Raw genomic sequence first — 23546 nt, 5'->3', positions numbered from 1 at the left:
GCGCCGATGCAGGTCGTCGGGCCGGCGATGTGCCAGAGTGAAGGGCTGCCCGGTCTGCGCCGAGACATCCGGCTTGGCTCGCCCATGGACGACTCTACCCTAACGTTAGGGTAGAGATTCGGCGGGGAGCGGGCGTGGCTACCCGTACCGCCCTACCAGCTGAGCAGTGAGGTCGTGCAGAAGATGGACGGACCGGCGCTTTCCGCCACCGGAGGCGAAGTCCCGGCTTCGCCGGACGGTGGCCGAGATCACATGCACATCGGGCAGGTGGCGGCGCGAACCGGGCTGTCACTGCGGACCATCCGGCACTACGACGAGGTGGGGCTCGTGCGGCCCTCGGCGCGCAGCCGGGGCGGCTTCCGCCTCTACACCGAGGCCGACGTCGCCCGGCTGATGGTGATCCGCCGGATGAAACCGCTCGGCTTCACCCTGGAGGAGATGGGCGAGCTGCTGTCCATCACCGACCGGCTCGACGCCAGCGGCGCGACGGCCCCGGAGGCGGCCGAGCGCGAGCAGATGCTGGCCCGGCTCGGCCACTTCGAGCAGGCCACCCGCGAGCGCTGTGAAGCCTTGCGCGCACAGCTGAGCAAGGCCGAGGAGTTCGCCGCCGACCTGCGGCGCCGCGCCGGCCAGCTGACCGGCGGCCGGGCTGACCAGGGGCCGGGCTGACCTGACCGGTGGCCTCGAGGACGGCGGCAGGACGTCATCGGGCAGATCCGTGCGGTCCGGCTGACGACACCGCGGCGCCCGGCAGGTGTCACCAGGTCACGGGCAAGGAGGTCACGCCTCCCGTCAGCGTCGGGCGCACTTCGAGGTCGTCGAGTTCCGCTGCCAGGCGCAACTCCGGGAGCCGTCGGGCCAGGGTCGCGAACACGATCCGCAGTTCGATGCGTGCCAGGCTGGCACCGATGCAGAAATGCGCGCCGTGCCCGAAACCCAGGTGTCCCTGCTCACGGCCGGGGGCGAACCGCTCGGCCTCGGCGTAGACCTCGGGATCGCGGTTCGCGGCGTTGATCGACAAGATCACCGCGTCTCCACGGCGGATGGTGACCCCGGCGGCCTCCACGTCGGTGCGAGCGTAGCGGAGCAGTCCGAGATCGCCTGGAGCTCCCAGCCGCATGATCTCTTCGACGCAGGCGTCGGTGCGCCCGGCAGGATCGGCGACCAGGCTCTTCCACGCGTCGGGACGGGTCAGCAGGAACAACGTCCCGAGGCCGATGCGGTTGACCGTGGTTTCATGGCCGGCGAACAGCAGCCCGACACACAGCCTGACCATGTCCGCGTAGGTGAACCCCGCATCCTCGCTCTGCGCCGCGACCAGGTCGGAGATCACGTCTTCCCCCGGCTGCGCCCGCTTGGCTTCCGCCAGGCCGGTCATGTAGCCGGAGAACTCCCTGCGTGCCGCCTGCGCATCTTGCTGGTCTGTCACCCCTGCCATCCGCTCGGACAACGAGCGGAACCGTTCCCCGTCGTTCTCCGGCACGCCGAGCAGGCGGCAGATCACCGCCACCGGCAGCGGGAGCGCCACGCCGGCATGCAGGTCGACCACCCCGTCCGGTGCCGCGTCGTGCGCCCGGACGAGGTCGTCGACGTAGCCGTCAACCAGGTGCTGAACGTGTCCGGAGAGCATCCGCATCCGCTTGGCCGAGAACGCCGGCGTCAGCAACCGCCGCATCCGCGTGTGGTCGGCTTCCTCCGTCTCGTAGGAGCCTGTGGGCCCGTCCTGTATGGCCGCGGTGCTGATGCGCGCGGCCTTGTCCGGCTCCGGGTGTGACCTGCCCAGGCGCTTGTCGCTCAGCAGTTGCCGGACCTCGCTGTATCGCGTCACCAGCCAGGCGGGATCGCCGGCCGGGGTGGTGACCGGGGTGATGGGCGCCTCCCGGCGTAGCACCTCGTACAGCGGGGAAAGATCGAGGACGTTCGGGCGGGGGAACGGCAGGTGCGGTCGTTCAGAGGTCACGGTCATGGTTCTCTCCTAAGCCGACGGAAGCCGTTACGGACCCTAACACGTTTATGGCACTAACTGCCAATAACCTCGATGGGGTAGTCTCCCAGCACACTCATCAGGCATCGAGGGCGGTAGCAGTGACTTCTGGGCGCGGCGGCACGGCCAACCTCGGGGGGCGCCCGCCACTCAGCGACGAGGCCCGGCGCCGGCAGGGTCTGAAGATCTCCCGGGCGGCGGTCCGGCTCTTCCGGGAACACGGGGTCGCGGGCACCTCCGGAGCACAGATCGCCAGGGCGGCCGGCGTCTCCGAGCGCACCCTGTGGCGGCTGTTCCGCACCAAGGAAAGCTGTGTCGAGCCCCTGCTGACCAAGTCGCTTGACGCCTTCCGCGAGGTGTTACGGACCTGGCCGGCCGACCGCGATCTGCCCGACCATCTGCGCGCGAACTACACCTTCGTGCCGGAGGACTCCCGCGCCGACATCGACGACCTGCTCGCGGTGGTTCGCATGAGCCGCAGCGAGCCCGCCCTGCGCGCCGCATGGCTCGTGCTCCAGGAGCGCGCGGAACCGACCCTGGCCGACGTCCTCTCCGGCCGTCTCGGGCTGGCGCCGGACACGCCGGAGGTCCGGCTCGCCGCCGCGACCATGAACGCCGCCCTGCGCCTGGTCACTGACGACTTCGCCTGGGCCACCGCCAACGGCGTCACCGCCGACGAGGTCACCCGGCACCGCAAACGCCTGGCCGACACGCTCCGCGCGTACACGTCCCGCATGCTCTAGCGGGAGACCTTCCCGCCTGTCCGGCTACGGCACGCCGTTGATCGCACACTTCGGAATCTAGACGCGCAGCACCCTGGGGCCGGATGCGCCGTAGCGCTGCGCGGTGGCTCGGGACAGCTGCTTGCCGGTGATGACCCAGGCCAGCTGCCCGATGTCGGCGAACTTGGCGAAGCTGGCCACGCCGAACCGGGTGTGCTCGCACACCAGCACGGTCTGGCGGGCCGCCTGGATCGCCGCCGTCTTGGCCTGCGCCACGGCCGGGTCAGGAGTGGTCAGCCCACGGTCGATCGACAGCCCGTTGGTGCCCATGAACGCCAGGTCGACATTCAGCTCTGCGAGCATCGCCGTCGCCCATCGATCGACGGTGCCCATGGTCGTCGTTCGTAGCCGGCCGCCGACGATGATGACGTCGTGGTCGGTCTGGCTGCAGAGTTCGGCGGCGATGGTCACGGATCGGGTCACGACGGTCATCCGCTGCAGCCGGCGCATCGGCCCGACCAGGTCCTCCGGCAGCGCTCCCTCGTCGAGGAACACCGTGCCGACGTCGGCCATCATGGCGACCGCCGCTTCGGCGATCACCAGCCGTTCCTCGGTCTTGGCCTTGCGCCGGTGCTCCACCGGCGTCTCGTAACGGCCGATGTCGGTGGGGTAGAAGACGCCGTAGGACCGGGCGATCAGCCGCTGCGCCTCAAGCGCCCGCAGGTCCCGGCGCAGCGTCGCGGGCGAGATCGCGAACAGGTCGGCGATGTCGGAGACGACCGCGCGGCCTTCGCTCCGGACATAGCTGAGGATCCGCTGCTGACGATCGAAGGCACGGCCGTGAAACGAGCTCGACATCCTTGCTGACACCCTTGCACATGTGGTGGAAACGTTCGCGCAATGGTCACAGATTTGCCGCCATATGAACAGATTTGAGCACGAGACCGCCAGTAAAGTCTCGACCTGTTCGACCTCGATGCGGATGGGTGGTAGCCCGTGAGCAGTGGAGCAAGCGATCTCGATTCGAGATCAGCACTCTCCGACAGCCCCCGCCAACCGGCCGATGCCGGGGGAACGACGTCCGCGGGGCGGCGCGCCGCGGCCCGCCGCCGCCGGCGCGGGTACCTGCTGTTCGTCGCCTTCGCACTGCCCAACCTGGCGTTGATCGCCGTGTTCTCCTACTGGCCGATCGTCGAGAACGTCTATCTGAGCCTCACCACCTGGGACTTCATCTCGCCGCGGGCCGAGTGGGCCGGCCTGCTCAACTACCAGGCCCTGTTCAGCAGCTGGTCCTTCCCCGAGGTCCTGTTGCGCACGCTGGTGTGGGTGGTCGTCCTCGTGGTCGTGACCCTGGTGCTCGGCCTGGCGCTGGCGATGCTGTTCGCGCAGCGCCTCCGGGGCAGCACCGCGGTGCAGACGCTCGCGTTCGCCCCGCACGTGCTGTCCGGGGCGGCGATCGCGACCATCTGGCTGTTCATCTTCGATCCGAATCACGGCCTCAGCCGGCTGGTGTTCGAGGCGTTCGGGACGAGCTCGCCCGCCTGGACGACCGACGACGACTGGGCGCTGTGGGCGTTGATCATCGTGTCCATCTGGAAGGGGCTCGGCTTCGTCGCGATCGTCTACCTGGTGGGCATCCAGCAGATCCCGGCGGAGGTGCTGGAAGCGGCCCGGATCGACGGCGCCGGCCGGTGGACGCAGTTCCGGCGCATGATCTTCCCGCTGCTCTCCCCCACCACCTTCTTCCTGGTGATCACCCAGACGATCTCGGCCTTCCAGGCCTTCGACGTGATCGCCATGATGACCGGCGGCGGACCCGCCCGTTCCACCACCACGTTGAGCTGGTTCATCTACGACGAGGCGTTCAACCGCAGCAACGTCGGTGTCTCCAGCGCGGCTTCCATGATCATGTTCGTGGTGCTGATGGCGATCACCGTGTTGCAGTTCCGATTCGTCGAGCGGAGGGTTCACTACTGATGACGGTCATGCCGGCCGCTGCGGCGACCGGGCCCGCCCCGCGAAAGTCCGGCTCTCGCCGTACACGCTGGTGGGGCGTGCTCTCCCTGGTGATCACGGCCCTGGTCTTCCTGATCCCGCTCTACCTCTTCGTCAGCACGGCGTTCAAGACCAACGCCGACATCAACAGCTGGCCGCTGCGGCTGATCCCGCGATCGCTGACCCTCGAGAACTTCGTCAACGCCTGGACGCTGGCCCCGTTCGACCAGTTCCTGGTCAACTCGGTCGTGGTCGCGGCGATCGGGACGGCGCTCAAGGTGGTGCTGGCCATCTCCACCGCCTACGCCTTCGCCTTCCTGCCGTTCCCGGGAAAGCGCTACCTGTTCGTCTTCATGCTCGGCGCGCTGATGGTTCCGGGGCACGTGACCCTGCTGGTGAACTACATCACCGTCGGCCAGATGAACCTGCTGAACACCTATGCCGGCCTGATCCTGCCGGGTGTGGCGTCGGCGTTCGGCACCTTCCTGCTGCACCAGTTCTTCCGGTCGCTCCCGTACGAGGTGCTGGAGGCGGCGCAGCTGGACGGCGCCGGCCACCTGCGCACGATCTTCTCGATCATCGTGCCGATGTCCCGGCCGGCGATCATCACGGTCGGGCTGATCGCCCTGATCGACGAGTGGAACGGCTTCGTCTGGCCGCTGATCGTGACCAACTCGGTCAACATGCGGACGTTGCCGATCGGGCTGCTCTACCTCAAGGAGAACGACGGCATCAACGACTGGGGGGCGCTGATGGCCGGGACCCTGTTCGTCGTCCTGCCGGTGGTGATCGTCTTCCTGCTGGCACAGCGCTACATCGTCGCCGGTCTGGCCGGCAGCGCGGTTCGCCGGTGATCACCATGTGCGTGCGATCCGGTTCGATCAGAGAGGACCCAGCGTGACCGGGACGAGTTTCAGCCGGCGCCGGCTCCTGACCGGTGCCACCGCGGCCGTGGCCAGTCTGGCGCTGACCGGCTGCGTCGGCCGCATGGAAGGCGACTACGCCCAGGTGAGCGGCCAGGTGCCGGAACGGTTCGCCCGCCGCCGGCGGGTCGTGCTGTGGAGTGCGTTCACCTCGCACAACGCCGCGGTCCTGCAGTCGATCATCGACGGGTTCAACGCCTCACAGCAGGACATCTTCTGCGAGATCCAGCTGTTTCCCGGATACCCCGCGCTCGACTCGAAACTGGCCGCCAGCTTCGCCGTCGGGCAGGTTCCCGACATCGTCACGCTCAGCGACGTGAACTGGAACCGCTACTTCCTCGCCGAGACGCTGGAACCGCTGAGCGGCTACTTCGACGCCGGCTTCGGCGCGGACGCGTTCCATCCGAGGTTCCTGGCCGAGGGCACCATCCGGGACCAGGTCTACTGGCTGCCCTGGGCTCGCTCGACGCCCCTCTTCTACTACAACAAGGAGATCTTCGCCGGCGCCGGGCTGCCCGACCGCGGGCCGAGGACGTTCACCGAGCTGCGGGAGTGGGGACGCGAGCTCAAAGGCTTCAAGTACCACGGTTCCCCGATCAAGATGCGCGGCTACACCGGCAAGGACGACTGGTACTTCCAGGGGTCGAGCTGGGCCTTCGACGGCAGCTACTCCGAGGGCATGGCGTCGAGGCTGGACTCCGAGCAGACCGTCGCCGCCCTGGAGTTCGACCGGGCGTTCATCCACGACGACCAGATGGCCTACCTGGCCGACGACATCAACGGAGACTTCGCGGCCGGCGTGACGGCGACCATCTGCAACTCCACCGGTGCGCTGACCTCGCTGCTCAAAGCGGCCACGTTCGAGTTCGGCGCGGCCTTCCTGCCCGAGCAGGACGCGCCCGGCGTGCCGACCGGAGGCAGCGGGCTGGCGATCATGCGCAACGCGACCAAGGCGCGCAAGCAGGCGACCTGGGAGCTGGTCAAGTACCTGGCCGAGAAGGGCGCGCCCGAGTGGAGTCTCAACACCGGCTATCTCCCGGTGACCACCAGCTCGCTCAACTCACCGGAGATCAAGGAGCGCAACGCCGCGACGCCCGCGTACCAGGTCGCCCAGGATCAGCTGAGCCGCGCCCGCCAGGCGGACGTGATGCGCCGGTACGTGAACGAGACGATCTCCGACATGCTGATCGTGCTGCAGAAGGTGTACGCCTCCAACGCCGACCCGGGCGAGGCGCTGCGCGAGGCGAACCGGAACCTCGCCCCGGCCGTCCAGCGGGTGCTGCCGAAGTATCGGCGGCTGGTGGCGTCCTGACCCCCTGAACCTTTCGTGCCGCCGCTCCGCCGGCCGCCGGCACGAGATCCCACTGGCAAGACAGATCACAGCGAGAAAGGAAGATCGTGGCATTTGCCATCGTCGGACACCGCGGCGCCATGGCCGAAGCACCCGAGAACACCATCGCGTCCTACCGCGTGGCGGAAGAGGTCGGCGTCGACGAGCTGGAGACCGACGTACGGATCAGTTCGGACGGGCAGCTCTTCATGCTGCACGACGCCACCCTGGACCGGGTCGCGGCCGATCCGGCCGGCCGGGATCTGGGCCCCGTCGCGGAGCTGACCTGGTCGAAGATCAGCTCGGTCGACGTGGGCGGGGGTGAGCGGGTGCCCACGCTGGAGCAGATGTACCAGGCGACGACGCGGTTCGTCCAGCTGGAGATCAAGGATCTGGCCGCCATCGACGGTCTGGCCGACTTCCTCCCCCGCCATCCCGGCTACGCCGAACGCACGATCCTGACCGGCTTCTCGGTCGAGGCGATGGCCACCGTGGCCGAGAAGCTTCCGGAGATCCCGCGGGGCATCATCGTGTCCAAGTGGACCACCGCCGAGTCCCACCCGGGCGGTTACCGCAAGCTGATGGAGGACACCGGGTCCTGCCGGATCCACAGCGGCGCGGAAGGGCTGACCGCCGGCGTCGTCCGGCAGCTGCACGACGAGGGCTTCCCGGTGCACGGCTGGCCCACCCGCGACGAGGACGATCTGCGGCACTGGCTCGAGCTCGGCGTGGACGGGACGACCAGCGACGATCCCCGTACGGCGCAGCGCTGGCTCGCCGAGGCCCTCCGGTGACGACGGACACGGCCGCACGGGGCGCGGGCCCGCCGGCGGCGGCGCTGTTCGACATGGACGGCACGCTGTTCGACAGTGAACCCCTCTGGGACGTCAGTCTCGCCGATCTCGCCGAGAAGCTCGGCGGCACGCTCCCTTGACGGCGGCCGGACGGCTGGGCGTCGATCCGCGCGACTGTGTGGCGCTGGAGGATTCCCGGCCGGGCATCGCTTCGGCGCTCGCCGCGGGCTGCCTGGTCGTGGCCGTGCCCGGGAATGGCGAAGCGCTGGGCGACGGTCACGGTGCCGTGGTGGTTCCGCTGGAAACCGTCACCGTCGATCGGCTGGTCTCGCTGCTGGCTGCCCGGATCGGCTGAACGGACGGAACACGGACGGAACGCTGCGCGACGCCGGCGCGGACGTCGCGATGGCCGCGGAACTCCTGGGTGTCCGGGAGCCCGCGGCCTGCGGTGTCTTCTAGAGGGCCCGGTCGAGGGCTTCGGTCAGTGCGACGGGGGTGACCACGAGGCGGTCGAAGCGCCAGCCGTCCTCGGTGCGGCGCGCCCGGTAGCGGTGGAACCCGGCCGCCAGGGCCTCGGTCTTGTCGTCGATGACGAACACGGCGATGTCGTGGGCCCGCACCGTGGCGGTCTCGCCGTCGACCTCGATCACGAGGTTGGACTTGCTGTGCAGAGTGCGGACGTACGTGTCGTGGCCCCTGCGCACGAGTTCGACGAGCTCCTCGATGCCGCGGGCCTTCCCGCGCGGGGACTCGACGACGACATCCCCGGTGAAGAGCCGGTCGGTCTCGCCGTAGCGGCGCTCGTCGATCCACAAGCTGTGACGGGCGACCAGGTCGGTGAGTTCGGCGCGGTCGGCGAGTGCGCGGATCAGGGTTTCGGTGCTGGTCATGATGGCCTCCTTGAGTGGTTGGACCGGCTGGCGTCCGGGTCACCTGACGTGGTCGAGGAAGAAGTCGCGGATGTCCTCGGCGAGCAGGTCCGGTACCTCCATCGCGGCGAAGTGGCCGCCGCGCTCGAACTCCGACCAGTGCCTGATGTCGTACAGCCGCTCGGCCAGCGGTCGTACCGACTGGGTGATGTCGTGCGGGAACACCGCCACGCCGACCGGCACCGGGCACGGCTCGATCCGCCGCGGGGTCTCGCGCGACAGCCGCGCCGACGAGGCCGCGGTGGCGGTCAGCCAGTACAGCGAGATGTCGGTGAGCATCCGCTCGTCACTGATCGGCGAGCGAGGATCCGTCCACTGTGCGAAGCGCTCGGCGATCCAGACCAGCTGGCCGACCGGCGAGTCGGTCAGCGCATAGCCGATGGTCTGCGGGGTGAGGGCCTGCAGGGCCTGGTACGGCGGACGGTTCGCCATCAGCTGCCTGACCTTGTCCAGCCGGGCCTCATCAGTTTCGGACAGCTCGAGATCGGCGTCCGGGACCGGCCGGGTCGGCAGGTAGTTGACGTGTACCCCGGCCACCTGCTCGGGGGCCTCCGCGCCGAGCGCCAACGAGATGCCAGCACCGAAGTCGCCGCCCTGCGCGCCGTAGCGCTCGTACCCGAGACGGCGCATCAGCTCGGCCCAGGCCCGCGCGACCCGGACGATGTCCCAGCCGCGCTCATGGGTCGGCCCGGAGAAGCCGAAACCCGGGATGGACGGAATCACCAGGTGGAAGTCGCGCGACAGCGGCTCGATCACGTCGAGGAACTCCAGGAAGGAACCGGGCCAGCCGTGGGTGAGGATCAGCGCGAGCGCGTCCGGTTTCGACGACCGGACGTGGACGAAGTGGATGTTCTGGCCCTCGATCTCGGTGGTGAAATGCGGAAGCTCGTTGAGCTCGGCCTCGTGCTCGCGCCAGTCGTAGCCGGCCCTCCAGTATTCGGCCAGTTCCTTGAGCCGCGCCAGCGGGAAGCCGTAGTCCGACCCGGCGTCGGCGACCTCGTTGGGCCAGCGGGTGCGGGAGAGCCGGTCGGTCAGGTCGTCGAGGTCGGCCTGGGGGATGTCGATGCGGAACGGCTTGATCATGCTGTCAACTCCAGAGAATCATTCGTTGGATAAACGTTCATGATACAAACGTTTACTACCCGAACGATACCACGATCGTTCGGGACTCTAACGATTCGCTAGACTTGCCACGTGGAGAACCCGTCCGAGAAGACGCCTGGCAGGTGGGAGAGCCTGCCCAGCTGGCTGCTCACACAGACCGCCGGCCACGCTCAGCGCCTGGTGGGCGACGGATTCTCGGCGGTGCAGGCGCGCGGCTACCACTACCGCCTGCTGGCGACGCTGGAGGAGTTCGGCCCGGCCAGCCAGGCCGCGCTCGGCCGCCGTAGCGGCATCCACCTCAGCGACATGGTCGCGGCGATCAACGAACTCGCCGAGCGCGAGCTGGTCGAGCGCGCTCCGGACCCCTCCGACCGGCGGCGCAACATCATCTCGCTGACCACCGGGGGCAGGCGGCAGCTGCGGCGGCTGGAGAAGCAACTGGCCGAAACCCAGGACGAGCTGCTGGCTCCGCTGTCGCTCGAGGAGCGGCAGCGGTTGACCCGGCTGCTGTCCAGGCTGCTGGACTACCACGACCGGCGCACCGGCACCCCCGATGAGCTGTGACGCTGACGGGGGAAGCGCACCCGGAAATTCCCTCGAAGGCCCGCCGCCGGTCCACCACGACCCCGTCACACGCTCTCGGCTACCGGGGTGACCTGCGCGCCGCCGCCGAACTCCTCGCTCCACCCATGCCGGGCAGGACCTTCACCTTCTGTCGGCCAGGATCCGGGCGAACAGGTCGGGGCGCTGCAGGGGTATGCCATGGCCGCATCCCGGCACGGAGGTCATCTCGCTGCCCGGGAGGGAATCGTGGATGTCGCGTGCGGAGGCGTGCATCAGCTTCCGCTCGTGCTCGCCCACCATCACCAGCGCCGGGTTCGTGAAGCCGGCCCAGCCGGCGGGGAGGGTGAAGCGGATGTTCTCGCCGACGCCGGCGAGCAGAGTCTCACGGCTTGTGCGAGCGCTGTCGCGAAGGTAGTCGGTCAGGAGCTCGTCCGGGATGAACAGGTGCTTCGCCTGGAGCTTCGCGAACCACCGTCGTCGTGCGAGCGGTGCGGTCGCGGCGAGGAGCCCGAGAGTCGCCTGGGGGAAGCGAAGAGGCTTCGCCTGCGCGCTCACGACGACGGCACTCGTCACGAGATCGGGCCGGGTTGCGGCGAGCAGGATCGTGAGCTGCGCACCCAACGAGAACCCCGCGACCATCGCGCCGTGCGGCGCGCGTTCCTCCAGGACGACCGCCAGGGCCTGGGCGGTCATCTCGTGCGATCGATACGCTTCGGCCGCGCTGCGGCCGTGGCCGGGAAGATCGGGAATGATCACTCGGGCGTTCGTTCCGAGCCGCTCCAGCGTCGGGCGCCACATCCATCCCGCGACGCCGCCGCCGTGCAGTAACAGGATGGGAGAAGCGTGCGCGTCACCGGCCTCATGGACATACATGCCCCGCATCCTCCCGCACTGCCGCGGGGCTCGCCGAGGCGGCGGCACAAGTATCGCTGGAAGGGCCGCCGGGTGCGCGACCTGCCGGCACCGGTCGCCGGGACGGCGCGGCTCGGGACCGCCGAGAGGTCAGCCAGCTCGCCGAGCGGTGCGGCGGGGCGGCCGCCAGGCGAGGGCGGCCGTCATCGGCCAGTAGAGTGATCACGGTGACGGAGACGCGAGTGACCACGCACCGCGCCGTTTCCGCGGCCCTGGCCCGCTACGACGACCGGGAGCTGGCCGAGCTGCTGGAGCGCGAGGCCGTGCCCCTCGGCACCGGCATCGGCGGGACGTCCGCGCGGCTCGAGGTCGGCGGCGCCCCGGTCTTCGTCAAGCGTGTGCCCGTCACCGAGCCCGAGCTGCGCCACCCGCACTCGACGGCCGACCTGTTCGGGCTGCCGCCCTTCTGCCAGTACGGCATCGGCTCGCCCGGATTCGGCGCCTGGCGCGAGCTGGCCGCGCACTCGATGACCACCGGATGGGTGCTGACCGGCCGGTTCCCCGGCTTCCCGCTGCTGTACCACTGGCGGGTGCTGCCCGACGCCGAGCCCGCCCCGCTGTACGCGGAGCTGGCCGACATCGATCGGGCGGTCACCTTCTGGGAGGGCGCGCCCGGCGTGCGCCGCCGCCTGGAGGCGCTGGCAGGGGCTCCGGCGAGCCTGACGCTCTTCCTGGAGTACTTTCCCCACAACCTGCACCAGTGGCTGGACGAGCAGGTGCGCGCGGGCGACGCCGACCGGGCCTGCGCCCTGGCGGACCAGGGGCTGCGTGAAGCAGTGACCTTCATGAACGCGGGCGGGCTCCTGCACTTCGACGCGCACTTCGGGAACATCCTCACCGACGGGCGCCGCTTCTACCTGACCGACTTCGGGCTGGCCACCTCCACCCGGTTCGACCTGTCAGAGGAGGAACGGGCCTTCTGTCGCCGGCGCCTCACCTTCGACCGCACCTACACGCTGACGTACTTGGTGAACTGGCTGGCCGGCGCCTTCCACGGCGCCGACTGGCCGCGGCGTCGCGAGCTGGTGCGGGAATGGGCGGCGGGAGAGCGGCCCGCCGGCGTGCCCGGCGGGGTCGCGGCCCTGCTGTCGCGGCACAGCCCGCTGGCCACCGTGCTGAACGACTTCTACCACGCCCTGCAGAGCGAGAGCAGGAAGACGCCGTACCCGCTGGAGGAGATCCGCCAGGTTGCCGGACGGCACGCCCTGCCGCTCGAGTAAAGGGTCACCACCGCTCGAGGGACGCGCACGCCGCTCGGGTGCGGCTCACTCGCCGCGGGGGCGGTGTCCTTCCCGCCGCCCGGTCCGACGCCCGACGGGTATTCGCAGGTCATGCGGGTAGTGCCTCCCGCAGGGGGACGAATGCTGGGGTTGCCTGAGGGGATTCGCGGGTGCCTGTTCGACATGGACGGCGTGCTGACGCGCACCGCCACCGTGCACGCCGCGGCGTGGAAGACGATGTTCGACGAGTTCCTGCGGGAATGGGCCCGCATCTCGGGGACCGCCTTCGTGCCCTTCGACGCGACCGCCGACTATGACCGCTACGTCGACGGCAAGAAGCGCGTGGACGGGGCGCGGAGTTTCCTGCGGGCGCGCGGCATCAGCCTGCCGGAGGGGACGCCGGACGACCCGCCCGACGCGATGACCGTGAACGGGCTGAGCAACCGGAAGAACCGGCTCGTCCAGGCGATCATCGACCGGGACGGCGTGCATGTCTTCCCCGGCTCCTCCCGCTACCTCGCCGCGGTCCGGGACGGGGGACTGCGCAGGGCCGTGGTGTCGTCGAGCGCCAACGCCGTTCACGTCCTGACCGCCGCGGGGCTCGTCTCGCAGTTCGACGCCCGGATAGACGGCGTCGTGGCCCGGGAGCGGCGGCTGGCGGGAAAGCCGGCCCCGGACATGTATCTCGCGGCTGCCGAGGCTCTGGCGCTGAAGCCGGCGGAGGCGGCGGTGTTCGAGGACGCACTGGCGGGAGTGGCGGCCGGCCGCGCGGGAGGGTTCGGCTTCGTCGTCGGCGTCGACCGGGTGGGGCAGGCCGAGGCGCTGCGTCAGCACGGCGCGGACGTCGTGGTCACCGACCTGGCCGAGCTGCTGGGGCAGGGCGCCAGATGATCCGGCACCCCGCGTTCGAGGTCGGGCCATGGACGCTCCGGGAGCGCCGGCTGGACCTGGACGTGCTGGCGCAGAGCGAGTCGGTGTTCGCGCTGTCCAACGGGCACATCGGTTTGCGCGGCAACCTGGACGAGGGCGAGCCGCACGGGGAGCCGGGCACCTACCTCAACGGGTTCTACGAGCTGAGGCCGCTGCCGTACGCGGAGGCGGGCTACGGTTACCCGGAGTCGGGGCAGACAGTGGTGAACGTCACCAACGGCAAGCTGATCCGGCTGCTGGTCGGCGACGAGCCCTTCGACCTGCGGTACGGGACGTTGCACCAGCACGAGCGGGTGCTGGACCTGCGCGCCGGCACCCTCACGCGCACGGCGCACTGGAGCTCGCCGACCGGGACCTCGGTGCGGATCAGGTCCACGCGGCTGGTGTCGTTCACCCATCGCGCGATCGCCGCGATCCGCTACGAGGTCGAGGCCGTGGACCAGCCGACCCACCTCGTCGTCCAGTCGGAGCTGGTCGCCAACGAGACCCAGACGTCCGCGGGCGGTGACCCGCGGGCCGCCGCGCCGCTGCGGTCCCCCTTGGTCCCGGAGGAGAGCGTCGTCGACAGGGACGGCCTGGCGATCATGGTGCACCGCGCCCGGGTCAGCGGGCTGCGGGTCGCCGCGGGCATGTGGCACGAGATCGACGGGCCGGACGGCACGCTGACCGAGGCGCAGGGCAGCGACGACGTCAGCAGGGTGACCGTGGCCACGCGCCTGTCACCTGGCCGGACGCTGCGGCTGGTCAAGTTCTTCTCCTACGGGTGGTCGGCCAGGCGGTCACGGCCCGCCCTGCACGATCAGGTGGCCGCGGCGCTGGCGGCCACCCGCCTGGTCGGCTGGGACGGCCTGTGCGCGGGCCAGCGGCGCTTCCTGGAGGGGTTCTGGGCCGGTGCGGACGTGGAGGTGGAGGGCGACGCCGAGGTGCAGCAGGCCGTGCGTTTCGGGCTGTTCCACCTGCTGCAGTCCGCCGCGCGTCTGGAGGAGCGCGCCATACCGGCCAAGGGCCTGACCGGGTCCGGCTACGACGGGCACGCCTTCTGGGACACCGAGATCTTCGTGCTACCCGTGCTCACCTACACCTATCCGAGAGCCGTCGCCGACGCGCTGTCGTGGCGGCGGTCCACCATTCCCCTGGCGCGGGCGCGCGCCAAGCAACTGGGGCTGCGCGGCGCCACCTTCCCCTGGCGGACCATCCACGGCGAGGAATGCTCCGGCTACTGGCCCGCGGGAACCGCGGCCTTCCACGTCAACGCCGACATCGCGCACGCGGTCGCCCAGTACGTCGACGCCTGCCAGGACGTCACGTTCGACGGCGACGCCGGCCTGCACGTGCTCGTCGAGACGGCCCGGCTGTGGTGCTCCCTGGGCCACCATGACGTCTCCGGGCGGTTTCGCATCGACGGCGTGACCGGACCGGACGAGTACACCGCCGTCGTCGACAACAACGTCTACACGAACCTGCTGGCCCAGCGGAACCTGCGCGAGGCCGCCGAGGCGGCGGACCGCCATCCGGCCCGTGCGGAGCGGCTCGAGGTCACGGCGGAGGAGATCCGCCGCTGGCGCGAGGCGGCGGAGGCGATGACCGTCCCCTGGGACGAGCAGTTGGGGGTGCATCCGCAGAGCGAGGACTTCACGCAGCACGCGCTCTGGGACTTCGCCGCCACCGGTCCCGATCGTTATCCGCTGCTGCTGCACTTCCCCTACTTCGATCTCTACCGGCGGCAGGTGGTCAAGCAGGCGGACGTGGTGCTCGCGATGCATCTGCGCGGAGATGCCTTCACGCCTGACCAGAAGGTCGCGAACTTCGCCTATTACGAGGCTTTGACGGTGCGCGACTCGTCCCTGTCCGCCTGCACCCAGGCGGTTATCGCCGCCGAGGTGGGACATCTCGAGCTCGCCTATCGCTACCTCGGCGAGGCGGCGCTGATGGACCTCGCCGACCTGGAGAAGAACACCGTGGACGGTGTGCACATGGCGTCGCTGGCCGGCGCGTGGATCGCCCTGGTGGCGGGATTCGGCGGGATGCGCGCGGGCGGGGGACGGATGTGCTTCGCGCCCTCTCTGCCCTCCGGCATCACCCGGCTCGCCTTCCGGCTGCGTTACCGCGGCAGCCTGGTGAGCGTCAGCTCCACGAAGGAGGCGACGGCCTACCGGCTCCTGGAAGGGCCGCCGATCGCGCTGAGCCACCACGGGGAGCAGTTCGACCTGGGCCAGGAGGAGGTCACCCGGCCCAATCCGCCGCGGCCGGCGCCGGAGCGGGAGGTGCGCCAGCCACCCGGCCGCGAGCCCCTCCCGCGCCGTCCCCACGCCGGCGGCCGTTTCGGCGGGTGACGCTCAGCTCCGGACGCGGAACGGCACGAAGCACACCATCGCGCTCGTGTGGTCGCGCAGGGACGCCGCCAGGAGCAGATCACGCTGCGTGTGCAGGAGCCGGTAGCGGGGATGGGGCGGCTCGATGCGCGGGATCACCACCGCGATCCACCGGCCGCTCGCCTCCTGGCGGCGCACGTACTCGACGACGGGGCGGACCACCGCGTGACGGGGACTGTCCAGGATCTTCAGCCGGGCCTGCGGGTTCCATCGCTCCCACTTCGCGCGCAGGTCGCCGAGCTCGTCGGGGGTGTCGGAGACGACGACGGCGACGATCTCCCCGCCGAGGGCCAGTGCCGCGCTGAGCGTCCGTCCGGACAGGGCGCTGATCGCCGACGCCGGGCTGAGCGGGACGATCACCAGCCGCTTGCCCGGCTCGGGGCGGTGCGGCGCCGCCGGCGGCCGGCCGAGCCCGAGCGCGGCCGTGATCCGGCCGTAGTAGCGCTCGACGCTCCTGAAGAGCAGGATCAGCAGCGGGACGGCCACGAGCACCGCCCAGGCGCCTTCAGTGAACTTCGTGACGAGCAGCACCAGCGTGGCCACCGTCGTCGCGACAGCGCCGGCGCCGTTCAGCAGCGCCTTGCGCGCCCACCCTGGCGGGCGTTCCCGCGTCCAGTAGCGGACGAGCCCCGTCTGGCTGATGGTGAACCCGGTGAACACTCCGATCGCGAACAGCGGGATCAGCCGGTGGGTCTGTGCGTCCAGCGTGATCAGGAGCAGCGCGGCGAGGACGGCCACCGCGACGACGCCGTAGCGGTGGACAGGCCGCTCGGAGCGCAGAGTGAACAGGTGCGGGAGCCGGTGGTCCTTGGCCAGCAGAGCCATCAGCACCGGCAGGCCGCCGAAGCTGGTGTTGGCGGCCAGCCCGAGCGCGAGGGTGACGATGATGTTGACCGCGAGGTAGAGCCAGCCCGTGCCGTAGGCGCCCGCGGTGAGCTGGGCCAGGATGGTGACGCCCGAACGCGGCACGACGTCGTCGCGCCGGATGAGCAGCGCCGTCCCGATCAGCATCGTCCCGAGCAGCAGGCCGAGCATCAGCTCCGTCCGCTGGGCCCGGCGCACCCGCGGCCGGCGGAACATCGGCACCCCGTTGGCGATGGCCTCCACGCCGGTCAGCGCCGAGCAGCCCGAGGAGAACGCCTTCAGGATCAGCAGCACGCTGAGCGCCTCGTGCGCGGGCAGGGGCTCGGGGGTGCCGACGATCGCCGCCGGGTGGGAGCGCGCCAGTCCTATGACGACCATGCCGAAGATGCTCGCGATGAACAGCAGGGTCGGCGCCATGAGCCAGCGGGCGCTGTCGGCTATGCCGTACAGGTTCAGCGCGGTGAGCACGGCCAGCCCCACCAGGCAGGTCCCCAGGAGATGCGGACGGAGGACGGGGAAGGCGGAGGCGAGGCTCGCGGCGCCGGCCGCCAGGCTCACCGCGACGGTGAGCACGTAGTCCACGACCAGCGCGGCGGCGGCCAGCAGGCTCACCATCGGGCCGAAACTACGCTTGGCCACCGCGTAGGAGCCGCCGCCGTCGGGGAAGGCGGCGATCACCTGGCAGTAGGAGGTCACCAGCAGGACGAGCAGCGCGGCGATGGCCAGCGTGATCGGCAGCGTGTGGCCGACCGCGGCGCTTCCCGCGGCGACGAGGACGAGGGCGATCGCCTCCGGACCGTAGGCGACGGAACTCAGAGCGTCGAGGGAGAGCGCCACCAGCCCTTGGAGGCTGGTCAGGTGGCTCTTGGCGCCCTCACCGTGCCGGAGCTGGACCTTGGGCGCCCGCTTCGTTGACAGGAGCGCGCCCGTGGTGGCGACGGCGCGGTCCGCCGACAGGCTCGCCTGCCGCCGGGGGCGGGCTGCCGGGGCGTCGTCGGCATCCGGTTCGCGATTGGTCACCGAGCGTCCCTTCGTCAGCCCCATCGGCTGTCCGGCGGCCCACCCGCGCGGAGATCTCGCTGTGTCCGGCCCCGGGAACCGTCCTGCTCAGGGTTTGCGCCGGCCGGGCGCGGGATGTCCCACGATCAGCCGCCGGGCGAGATCCCACAGCTGCCTCGACGGGCTGACCTTGCGGCCGATGTTCAGCGGGCCGGGTGCGCGGGTGGTGCCGCGGGTGCCGTCAGCAGCGGGTCCAGCGCCGACGTAAGCACCCTGTTCGTGATCGTCCGTCCGGTAGCCGGACCGGGGGTCGACCTGGCTGACACCTCCGAGGGTGCCGAGAGGCATGCCCGAGACCTTTTCGCGCATGCCCGTCCACTCCTTCTGTCCTTCGCGGCTTGAACCATCGACGTCGTTCCCGCAGTTCTGTCCGGAGAAAGTCGTATGACGGTCGAGAGATTCTCTGATCGCGGCATTCTTCAGATCGACCGGCCCAGCAGACAGCACGGGGTCACGGCGGCCAGGCCCGGACGAGGTTCATGGCGATGTCGATCAGCGCGCCGCTGTCTCACCGCCGGGGGGACGTTCGGTTGCGGCGGTGTTGACCGCGCCTGCGGCTCGTGGTTGGCCGCGCCCAGATCCGAGGGGCGCCGGCCGGACCCGGCGGCGGACGCGCTCGAACGTCGGCGCGCCCGCGGCCGTGGTCATCCGGAGGCCCACACCCGCTCGCCGCCCACCCAGGTCGAGCGCACCCGGGTGGCCGCGATCTCGTCGGGCTCGACGGCGGTCAGGTCGGCGTCGAGGACAACGAAGTCGGCCACCTGGCCGGGAGAGAGCCGGCCCCTCCGGCGCCCGTCGCCGGTGGCGTGCGCCGAGCCGTGCGTGTAGACGCCGAGCGCCTCGATCACGCCGAGCCGCTGGGCGGGGCCGAAGTCCAGGCCCGCGGCCGACCTGCGGGTGACCATGCTCTGCACGCCGAGGAGCGGGTCGATGGGCACGATGGGGTAGTCGGACGAGCCGGCGACCTCCAGCCCGGCGTCCAGCATCGACCGGTGCGCGCAGATCCGGCCGGCCCGCTCCTGGCCGTAGAAGCCGGTGAGCGCCTCGCCGTACAGATGGGCGAAGGCGGAGAACGGCACCGGCGTGACGCCGAGCGTGACCAGCCTGGCGATGATCTCGTCGTCCACGATGCTGCAGTGCTCGACGCGATGGCCGGCCCCGGTGGCGGGCAGCGATGCGAAGACGTCGAGCAGCTTGCTGATCGCCAGGTCGCCGTTGGCGTGCACCGCGATCCGCGCTCCCGCGGACGCGACGGCGCGCACCCGGCCGGCGAACTCCTCGTCGGTGAGGATCTGCAGGCCGTTGTCCGTGCCCGTGCCGCTCGGGTAGGGGTGGCGGCACAGGCAGGTGCCGCCGGTCAGCGCGCCGTCGTACATCAGCTTCACGCCGCTCAGCTGCAGCCGCTGGTCGGCGTCCTGGCCGGGCCAGGTCGCCGGGTCGAAGTAGGCGTGCCACAGCAGCATGCTCACCCGCGGCGTGAGCGCGCCACGGTCGCGTGCCGCGGTGTACATCCGCTGCTCCACCGGGGTGACGATCGCGTCGCAGTAGGAGGTGATCCCGGCCCTGTGCAGCCCGTCGTTCACCTCCGCCAGCGCGGCCACCTGCGCGGCGAGTTCGCCGGCGGGCGCGATGGTGTCGCGCCGCGGTCCTGGCAGCCACGGGTCGAGCCAGGCGCGCTCGATCAGCCGGCCGTCGAGCCGGCCGGCGGCGTCGGTCATGAGTTGCCCGCCGTCCGGCGCGTCCGCGGCGGTGCGGTAGCCCAGCAGTTCGAGCGCCCTGCTGTTCACCACCGCCCGGTGGAAGGAGTAGTGGATCAGCACGACGGGGTGATCGGGCGAGACGGCGTCGAGGAAGTCGCGGTCGACGCCGGGGATGAGGCGATCGTCCAGCGGCTGCCCGACGACCCACTCGCCGGGCGGCGTCCGTGCGGCCCTGGCCCGCAGGGCGGCGGCGACCTCGGCGGCGCCGGCCGCGCCGGCCAGGTCGACGCGGACCCTGGCGAGCGCGGCCTGCGAGACGTGGCAGTGCGCGTCGTTGAACCCGGGCACCACCAGCGCGCCGTCGAGGTCGACCCGTTCCGCGTGCGGATGCCGCCGGGTCAGGCCGGCCCGCGTCCCCGTCGCGACCACGACGCCGTCCTCGACTGCGAACGCCTCGGGCTCGGTGCCGTCCAGGGCCAGGATCCGCCGCGCCGTGAACAGCTTCACGGCGCCACCACGGCGCCGTAGGACTCGGGCCTGCGGTCGCGGTAGAAGGCCCAGCGATCCCTGATCCGCCTGATCTCGTCCAGGTCGAGGTCCTGGACGACGAGGTCGGGGTCGGTGTCGCTCGCCGTGTCGCCGATGACCTTGCCCTCCGGGCCGACGAAGTAGGAGGTGCCGTAGAAGTCGTTGTCACCGTACTCCTCGACGCCGACCCGGTTGATCGCGCCCACGAAGTAGGCGTTGGCCACGGCCGCGGCCGGCTGCTCCAGCTGCCAGAGGTATCGCGACAGCCCGCGATGCGTCGCCGACGGGTTGAACACGATCTCCGCGCCGCCCAGCCCGAGCGCCCGCCAGCCCTCGGGGAAGTGCCGGTCGTAGCAGATGTAGACGCCGATGCGGCCGACCGCGGTGTCGAACACCGGGTAACCGAGATTCCCCGGCCGGAAGTAGAACTTCTCCCAGAAGCCCGGCAGGTTCGGGATGTGGCTCTTGCGGTATTTCCCGGCGAAGGAACCGTCGGCGTCGATCGCCGCGGCGGTGTTGTAGAGCACCCCCGGCTGCTCCTCCTCGTACACCGGGAGCACCATGACCAGGCCGAGCTCCGCCGCCAGCGCGCGGAAACGCTCCACCGTCGGCCCGCCGGGCACGGCCTCCGCCCAGTCGTAGAACCGTTGGTCCGTCACCTGGCAGAAGAACGGGCCGTAGAACAGTTCCTGGAAGCAGATCACCTTGGCACCCCGCTCGGCGGCGCGGCGCGCGGCGTCCTCGTGCTCCCGGATCATGCTCTCCCGATCACCTGTCCACCGCGTCTGGTACAGCGCTGCCCGGACGACCCTGCTCATCGTGACGGCTCCCTTCGTCTGTGACTTCACGGTTCTCGATGTTCTCCCCGTCGAGTGGCTTCGCCGGCGCGGCGGAGACCGCCACCAGGGTGATCACCGCCACCACCGACAGGTATGCGCCGACGGCGAGGCTGTTTCCCGTCGACTCGAAGAGCCAGGTCGCGAGGAACGGCGCGGGCGCCGATGCGACGATGCCGCTCAGCTGGTAGGACAGTCCGGCGCCCGTGTAACGCACCCGGGTCTGGAACAGCCCGGGGATGAAGCTCGTCAGCACCGCGCTGGAGAAGGCGTGGCCGATCGGCAGGGCGAGCACCGTGGCCAGCAGGATGCCCCAGGCGGTGCCCGTGGCGAACAGCGCGAACATCGGCACCCCGATGACGATCCCGATCACCGCGCCGAGTTGCATCAGCCGCTTGCGCCCGATCCGGTCGCCCAGCATCGCGACCAGCGGCAGCGAGACGATGTCCAGCGCCGCGGCCAGCATGAGCATCAGGAGGATCTGGCCACGGTCGAAGCCGAGGTCCTGCGGCCCGTGCGCGAGCATGAAGACGGTGGACAGGTAGAAGACGGTGTTGCCGACGCCGACGGACAGGGTGCCGATCAGCACCGCCCGCTTGTGCTCGCGCAGCACCTCGAGCAGCGGCACCCGGCGCTGCCGCTTGCGCCGAGCCTCCGCCGCCCGCATCTCGGTGAACTCCGGCGACTCGCTGACCTTGCTCCTGACGTAGAAGCCGACCGCGATCATCGCTGCGGACGCGAGGAACGGCAGCCGCCAGCCCCAGGACTGGAACTGCTCCTCCGGCATGCTCTGCACGAGGAAGAACGCGCCGTTCGCGAGCAGCAGCCCGGCGGGCACCCCGGCCTGCGGCCAGCTCGCGAAGAAGGCCCGCTTGCGTCGCGGCGCGTGTTCGAGCGCCATCAGCGCGGCGCCTCCCCACTCGCCGCCGACGGCCACACCCTGCACGATCCGCAGGATGACCAGGATGAGCGGCGCGGCGATCCCGATCGTGTCGTAGTTCGGCAGCAGGCCGACCAGGACCGTGGCGATCCCCATGCCCAGCAGCGACCAGATGAGCATCTTCTTGCGGCTCATCCGGTCGCCGAAGTGGCCGAACAGCACGCTGCCGAGCGGCCGGGCGACGAACGCGATCGAGAACGTGGCCAGCGAGGCGAGCGTGCCGGCCGCCGGGCTCAGCGTGGGGAAGAACTGCCCGTTGAGCACGAGCACCGAGGCCGTGCCGAAGAGGATGTAGTCGTACCACTCGATGGTGGTGCCGACGAAACTGGCGAACGCCACCCGCACCGGAGGCACGGCAGGCGGGTTGGAGGTGGAGGACATGTGGTCACCTCTGCAAGCTCACGGATATGTGTTTGCGCTGGGTGTAACTGTCGAGCATCCCCTCGAGGGAGAACTCGCGACCGATTCCGCTCTGTTTGAAACCCCCGTAGGACTGCCCGAGGACCTGCCCGCCCCCCTGGTTGACCTGCACCCACCCGGCCTCCAGCGCGTGCGCGGTGCGCAGCGCCCTGCTCACGTCGTGCGTCCAGACGAACGCGGCCAGCCCGTACGGCGTGTCGTTGGCCATCGCGATCACCTCGGACTCCTCGCGCCACGGGATCGCGCACACGACCGGTCCGAAGATCTCCTCCTGCGCGATCCGCCAGTCGTTGGCGACGCCGGTGAAGACCGTGGGCTCCACGAAGTAGCCCTTGGACAGCGGGCCGTGCTCCGGGGGCAGGCCGCCCAGGGCGATCCGCGCCCCCCGCTGATCCATGCCGTCGCGGATGTAGCCGCAGACCTTGTCGAACTGTCCGGCGTTGACGATCGCGCCGATGTCGGTGGACTCGTCGAGCGGGTCGCCCACCGTGAGCGAGCCCAGCCGGGTGGTGAGCTTGCCGACGAACGAGTCGAAGACCGTCTCGTGGACGAACAGCCGGGAGCCCGCCGTGCAGGACTGGCCCTGGCGGAAGAAGCGCATGCCCGCGATCACGCCGTCGACCACCCAGTCCTCGTCGGCGTCGGGGAAGACCAGTTGCGGGCTCTTTCCGCCGAGTTCGAGCGAGACCGGGGCGACGCGGTCGGCTCCGGCGCGCATCACCTGCCTGCCCACGGAGGTCGAGCCGGTGAAGCTGAGCTTGGCGACGCCGGGATGCGCGGTCAGCGCCGCGCCCGCCTCCTCGCCGTAGCCGGTCACGACGTTGAGCACGCCGGCCGGCAGGAACTCCTGGCAGATCCTGGCCACTTCCAGCACCGCGAGCGGGGCGTCCTCGGCGACCTTGAGCACCAGCGTGTTGCCGGTGGCCAGCGCGGGGGCGATCTTCAGGGCGGAGAGCATCAGCGGGGCGTTCCACGGGACGATCGCGCCGACCACGCCGAGCGGCTCGCGCCTGGTGTAGTCGAGTACGGCGTCGCTGAGCGGGATCGTCTCCCCCTTGGCCTCGCCGGCCAGACCGCCGAAATAGCGGAAGCAGTCGACGACGAACCGGGCCTCGCCGCGTGACTGGGTGCGCAGCGCGTTGCCGTTCTCCAGCGAGACCAGCCGGGCGAGCTTCTCCACCTCCGGTTCGAGGCTGTCGGCCACGCGGCGGAAGAGATCGGCCCGTTCGCGCGGCGGGCGCACCCGCCAGGCGGGGAGGGCGCGGGCGGCCGCGTCGACCGCGCGCCCGACGTCGGCGGCGTCGCCGCGTGGCACGCGGGCGACCGTGGTGCGGTCACCGGGGCTCTCCACCTCGATCCACCGGCCGTCGCCTGCCGTGACCCACTCGCCGTCGATCAGCATCGGTCGCTCGGACACGTG

Annotated in this window: 23 protein-coding genes; 12 read left to right on the top strand and 11 right to left on the bottom strand. The window is 70.5% G+C overall.

What is annotated here, in order from left to right:
- Positions 1-252 precede the first annotated feature (252 nt).
- Positions 253-669, top strand: a complete 417-nt coding sequence (locus ABGB14_RS05420; RefSeq protein WP_347642415.1) for a MerR family transcriptional regulator — start codon at positions 253-255, stop codon at positions 667-669.
- An 88-nt stretch (positions 670-757) separates the two neighbouring features.
- On the opposite strand, the gene ABGB14_RS05415 is transcribed toward ABGB14_RS05420, so the two are convergent.
- Positions 758-1966 (bottom strand): cytochrome P450, encoded by a 1209-nt coding sequence (locus ABGB14_RS05415; protein ID WP_347642414.1) that lies wholly within the window; start codon positions 1964-1966, stop codon positions 758-760.
- Between the two features lie 119 nt (positions 1967-2085).
- Here ABGB14_RS05415 and ABGB14_RS05410 point away from each other — a divergent pair, with 119 nt between their 5' ends.
- A complete protein-coding gene (locus ABGB14_RS05410; RefSeq protein WP_347642413.1) occupies positions 2086-2727 on the top strand; it encodes a helix-turn-helix domain-containing protein in 642 nt (213 codons plus the stop codon).
- 57 nt (positions 2728-2784) lie between these two features.
- On the opposite strand, the gene ABGB14_RS05405 is transcribed toward ABGB14_RS05410, so the two are convergent.
- Positions 2785-3564, bottom strand: coding sequence for a DeoR/GlpR family DNA-binding transcription regulator (locus ABGB14_RS05405; RefSeq protein WP_347642412.1), 780 nt, complete (start codon positions 3562-3564; stop codon positions 2785-2787).
- Positions 3565-3702: 138 nt separating this feature from the next.
- Between ABGB14_RS05405 and ABGB14_RS05400 the strand changes: the two genes are divergently transcribed.
- The 6 genes from ABGB14_RS05400 to ABGB14_RS05375 all read left to right on the top strand — a co-directional run bounded on the left by ABGB14_RS05400 (position 3703) and on the right by ABGB14_RS05375 (position 8103).
- Positions 3703-4683 carry a sugar ABC transporter permease gene (locus ABGB14_RS05400; protein WP_347642411.1) on the top strand — a complete coding sequence of 327 codons (981 nt, stop codon included), beginning with the start codon at positions 3703-3705 and terminating at the stop codon, positions 4681-4683.
- A complete protein-coding gene (locus ABGB14_RS05395; RefSeq protein ID WP_347642410.1) occupies positions 4683-5555 on the top strand; it encodes a carbohydrate ABC transporter permease in 873 nt (290 codons plus the stop codon). Before ABGB14_RS05400 ends, ABGB14_RS05395 begins: the two co-directional genes overlap by 1 nt.
- Before the next feature lie 43 nt (positions 5556-5598).
- Entirely contained in the window at positions 5599-6936 is a 1338-nt protein-coding gene (locus ABGB14_RS05390; protein WP_347642409.1) for an ABC transporter substrate-binding protein, read from the top strand.
- Positions 6937-7022: 86 nt separating this feature from the next.
- Positions 7023-7748 carry a glycerophosphodiester phosphodiesterase family protein gene (locus ABGB14_RS05385; protein ID WP_347642408.1) on the top strand — a complete coding sequence of 242 codons (726 nt, stop codon included), beginning with the start codon at positions 7023-7025 and terminating at the stop codon, positions 7746-7748.
- Positions 7745-7888, top strand: coding sequence for a hypothetical protein (locus tag ABGB14_RS05380; protein ID WP_347642407.1), 144 nt, complete (start codon positions 7745-7747; stop codon positions 7886-7888). The genes ABGB14_RS05385 and ABGB14_RS05380 overlap by 4 nt, the downstream gene beginning before the upstream one ends.
- Complete coding sequence (locus ABGB14_RS05375; protein ID WP_347642406.1) at positions 7885-8103, top strand: hypothetical protein; 219 nt, start codon at positions 7885-7887, stop codon at positions 8101-8103. Before ABGB14_RS05380 ends, ABGB14_RS05375 begins: the two co-directional genes overlap by 4 nt.
- Before the next feature lie 100 nt (positions 8104-8203).
- Here the strand turns inward: ABGB14_RS05375 and ABGB14_RS05370 are convergent, their stop codons facing one another.
- Both ABGB14_RS05370 and ABGB14_RS05365 read right to left on the bottom strand, forming a co-directional pair.
- On the bottom strand, positions 8204-8638 hold the full coding sequence (locus tag ABGB14_RS05370) for a nuclear transport factor 2 family protein (protein ID WP_347642405.1): 435 nt from the start codon (positions 8636-8638) through the stop codon (positions 8204-8206).
- Between the two features lie 39 nt (positions 8639-8677).
- Positions 8678-9760 carry an epoxide hydrolase family protein gene (locus ABGB14_RS05365; protein WP_347642404.1) on the bottom strand — a complete coding sequence of 361 codons (1083 nt, stop codon included), beginning with the start codon at positions 9758-9760 and terminating at the stop codon, positions 8678-8680.
- Between the two features lie 111 nt (positions 9761-9871).
- On the opposite strand from ABGB14_RS05365, the gene ABGB14_RS05360 reads away from it, so the two are divergent.
- On the top strand, positions 9872-10345 hold the full coding sequence (locus ABGB14_RS05360) for a MarR family transcriptional regulator (protein WP_347642403.1): 474 nt from the start codon (positions 9872-9874) through the stop codon (positions 10343-10345).
- Between the two features lie 141 nt (positions 10346-10486).
- Here the strand turns inward: ABGB14_RS05360 and ABGB14_RS05355 are convergent, their stop codons facing one another.
- Positions 10487-11218 (bottom strand): alpha/beta hydrolase, encoded by a 732-nt coding sequence (locus ABGB14_RS05355; RefSeq protein ID WP_347642402.1) that lies wholly within the window; start codon positions 11216-11218, stop codon positions 10487-10489.
- A gap of 206 nt (positions 11219-11424) precedes the next feature.
- Between ABGB14_RS05355 and ABGB14_RS05350 the strand changes: the two genes are divergently transcribed.
- From ABGB14_RS05350 to ABGB14_RS05340, 3 genes are all read left to right on the top strand, one after another.
- Positions 11425-12477 (top strand): protein kinase family protein, encoded by a 1053-nt coding sequence (locus ABGB14_RS05350; RefSeq protein ID WP_347642401.1) that lies wholly within the window; start codon positions 11425-11427, stop codon positions 12475-12477.
- A 141-nt stretch (positions 12478-12618) separates the two neighbouring features.
- The gene (locus tag ABGB14_RS05345; protein WP_347642400.1) at positions 12619-13368 is read left to right on the top strand and encodes a beta-phosphoglucomutase family hydrolase; all 750 of its coding nucleotides are present in this window, start codon (positions 12619-12621) and stop codon (positions 13366-13368) included.
- Positions 13365-15740 (top strand): glycosyl hydrolase family 65 protein, encoded by a 2376-nt coding sequence (locus tag ABGB14_RS05340; protein WP_347642399.1) that lies wholly within the window; start codon positions 13365-13367, stop codon positions 15738-15740. The genes ABGB14_RS05345 and ABGB14_RS05340 overlap by 4 nt, the downstream gene beginning before the upstream one ends.
- Positions 15741-15743: 3 nt before the next feature.
- Here the strand turns inward: ABGB14_RS05340 and ABGB14_RS05335 are convergent, their stop codons facing one another.
- The 6 genes from ABGB14_RS05335 to ABGB14_RS05310 all read right to left on the bottom strand — a co-directional run bounded on the left by ABGB14_RS05335 (position 15744) and on the right by ABGB14_RS05310 (position 23543).
- Positions 15744-17663, bottom strand: coding sequence for an APC family permease (locus tag ABGB14_RS05335; protein WP_347642398.1), 1920 nt, complete (start codon positions 17661-17663; stop codon positions 15744-15746).
- Positions 17664-17750: 87 nt separating this feature from the next.
- A complete protein-coding gene (locus tag ABGB14_RS05330) occupies positions 17751-18011 on the bottom strand; it encodes a hypothetical protein (protein WP_347642397.1) in 261 nt (86 codons plus the stop codon).
- Positions 18012-18346: 335 nt separating this feature from the next.
- Positions 18347-19909, bottom strand: coding sequence for an amidohydrolase (locus ABGB14_RS05325; protein WP_347642396.1), 1563 nt, complete (start codon positions 19907-19909; stop codon positions 18347-18349).
- Complete coding sequence (locus tag ABGB14_RS05320) at positions 19906-20748, bottom strand: nitrilase-related carbon-nitrogen hydrolase (protein WP_347642395.1); 843 nt, start codon at positions 20746-20748, stop codon at positions 19906-19908. The genes ABGB14_RS05325 and ABGB14_RS05320 overlap by 4 nt, the downstream gene beginning before the upstream one ends.
- Positions 20699-22087, bottom strand: a complete 1389-nt coding sequence (locus ABGB14_RS05315) for an MFS transporter (RefSeq protein WP_347642394.1) — start codon at positions 22085-22087, stop codon at positions 20699-20701. Before ABGB14_RS05315 ends, ABGB14_RS05320 begins: the two co-directional genes overlap by 50 nt.
- 4 nt (positions 22088-22091) lie before the next feature.
- Positions 22092-23543, bottom strand: a complete 1452-nt coding sequence (locus tag ABGB14_RS05310) for an aldehyde dehydrogenase family protein (RefSeq protein ID WP_347642393.1) — start codon at positions 23541-23543, stop codon at positions 22092-22094.
- Between the last annotated feature and the right edge of the window lie 3 nt (positions 23544-23546).

It is taken from the genome of Nonomuraea sp. B10E15 (genome assembly GCF_039871615.1).
Classification (GTDB): domain Bacteria; phylum Actinomycetota; class Actinomycetes; order Streptosporangiales; family Streptosporangiaceae; genus Nonomuraea.
Note: the sequence above shows the minus strand (reverse complement) of the source record. Positions and strands in the feature narration are given on the sequence as shown.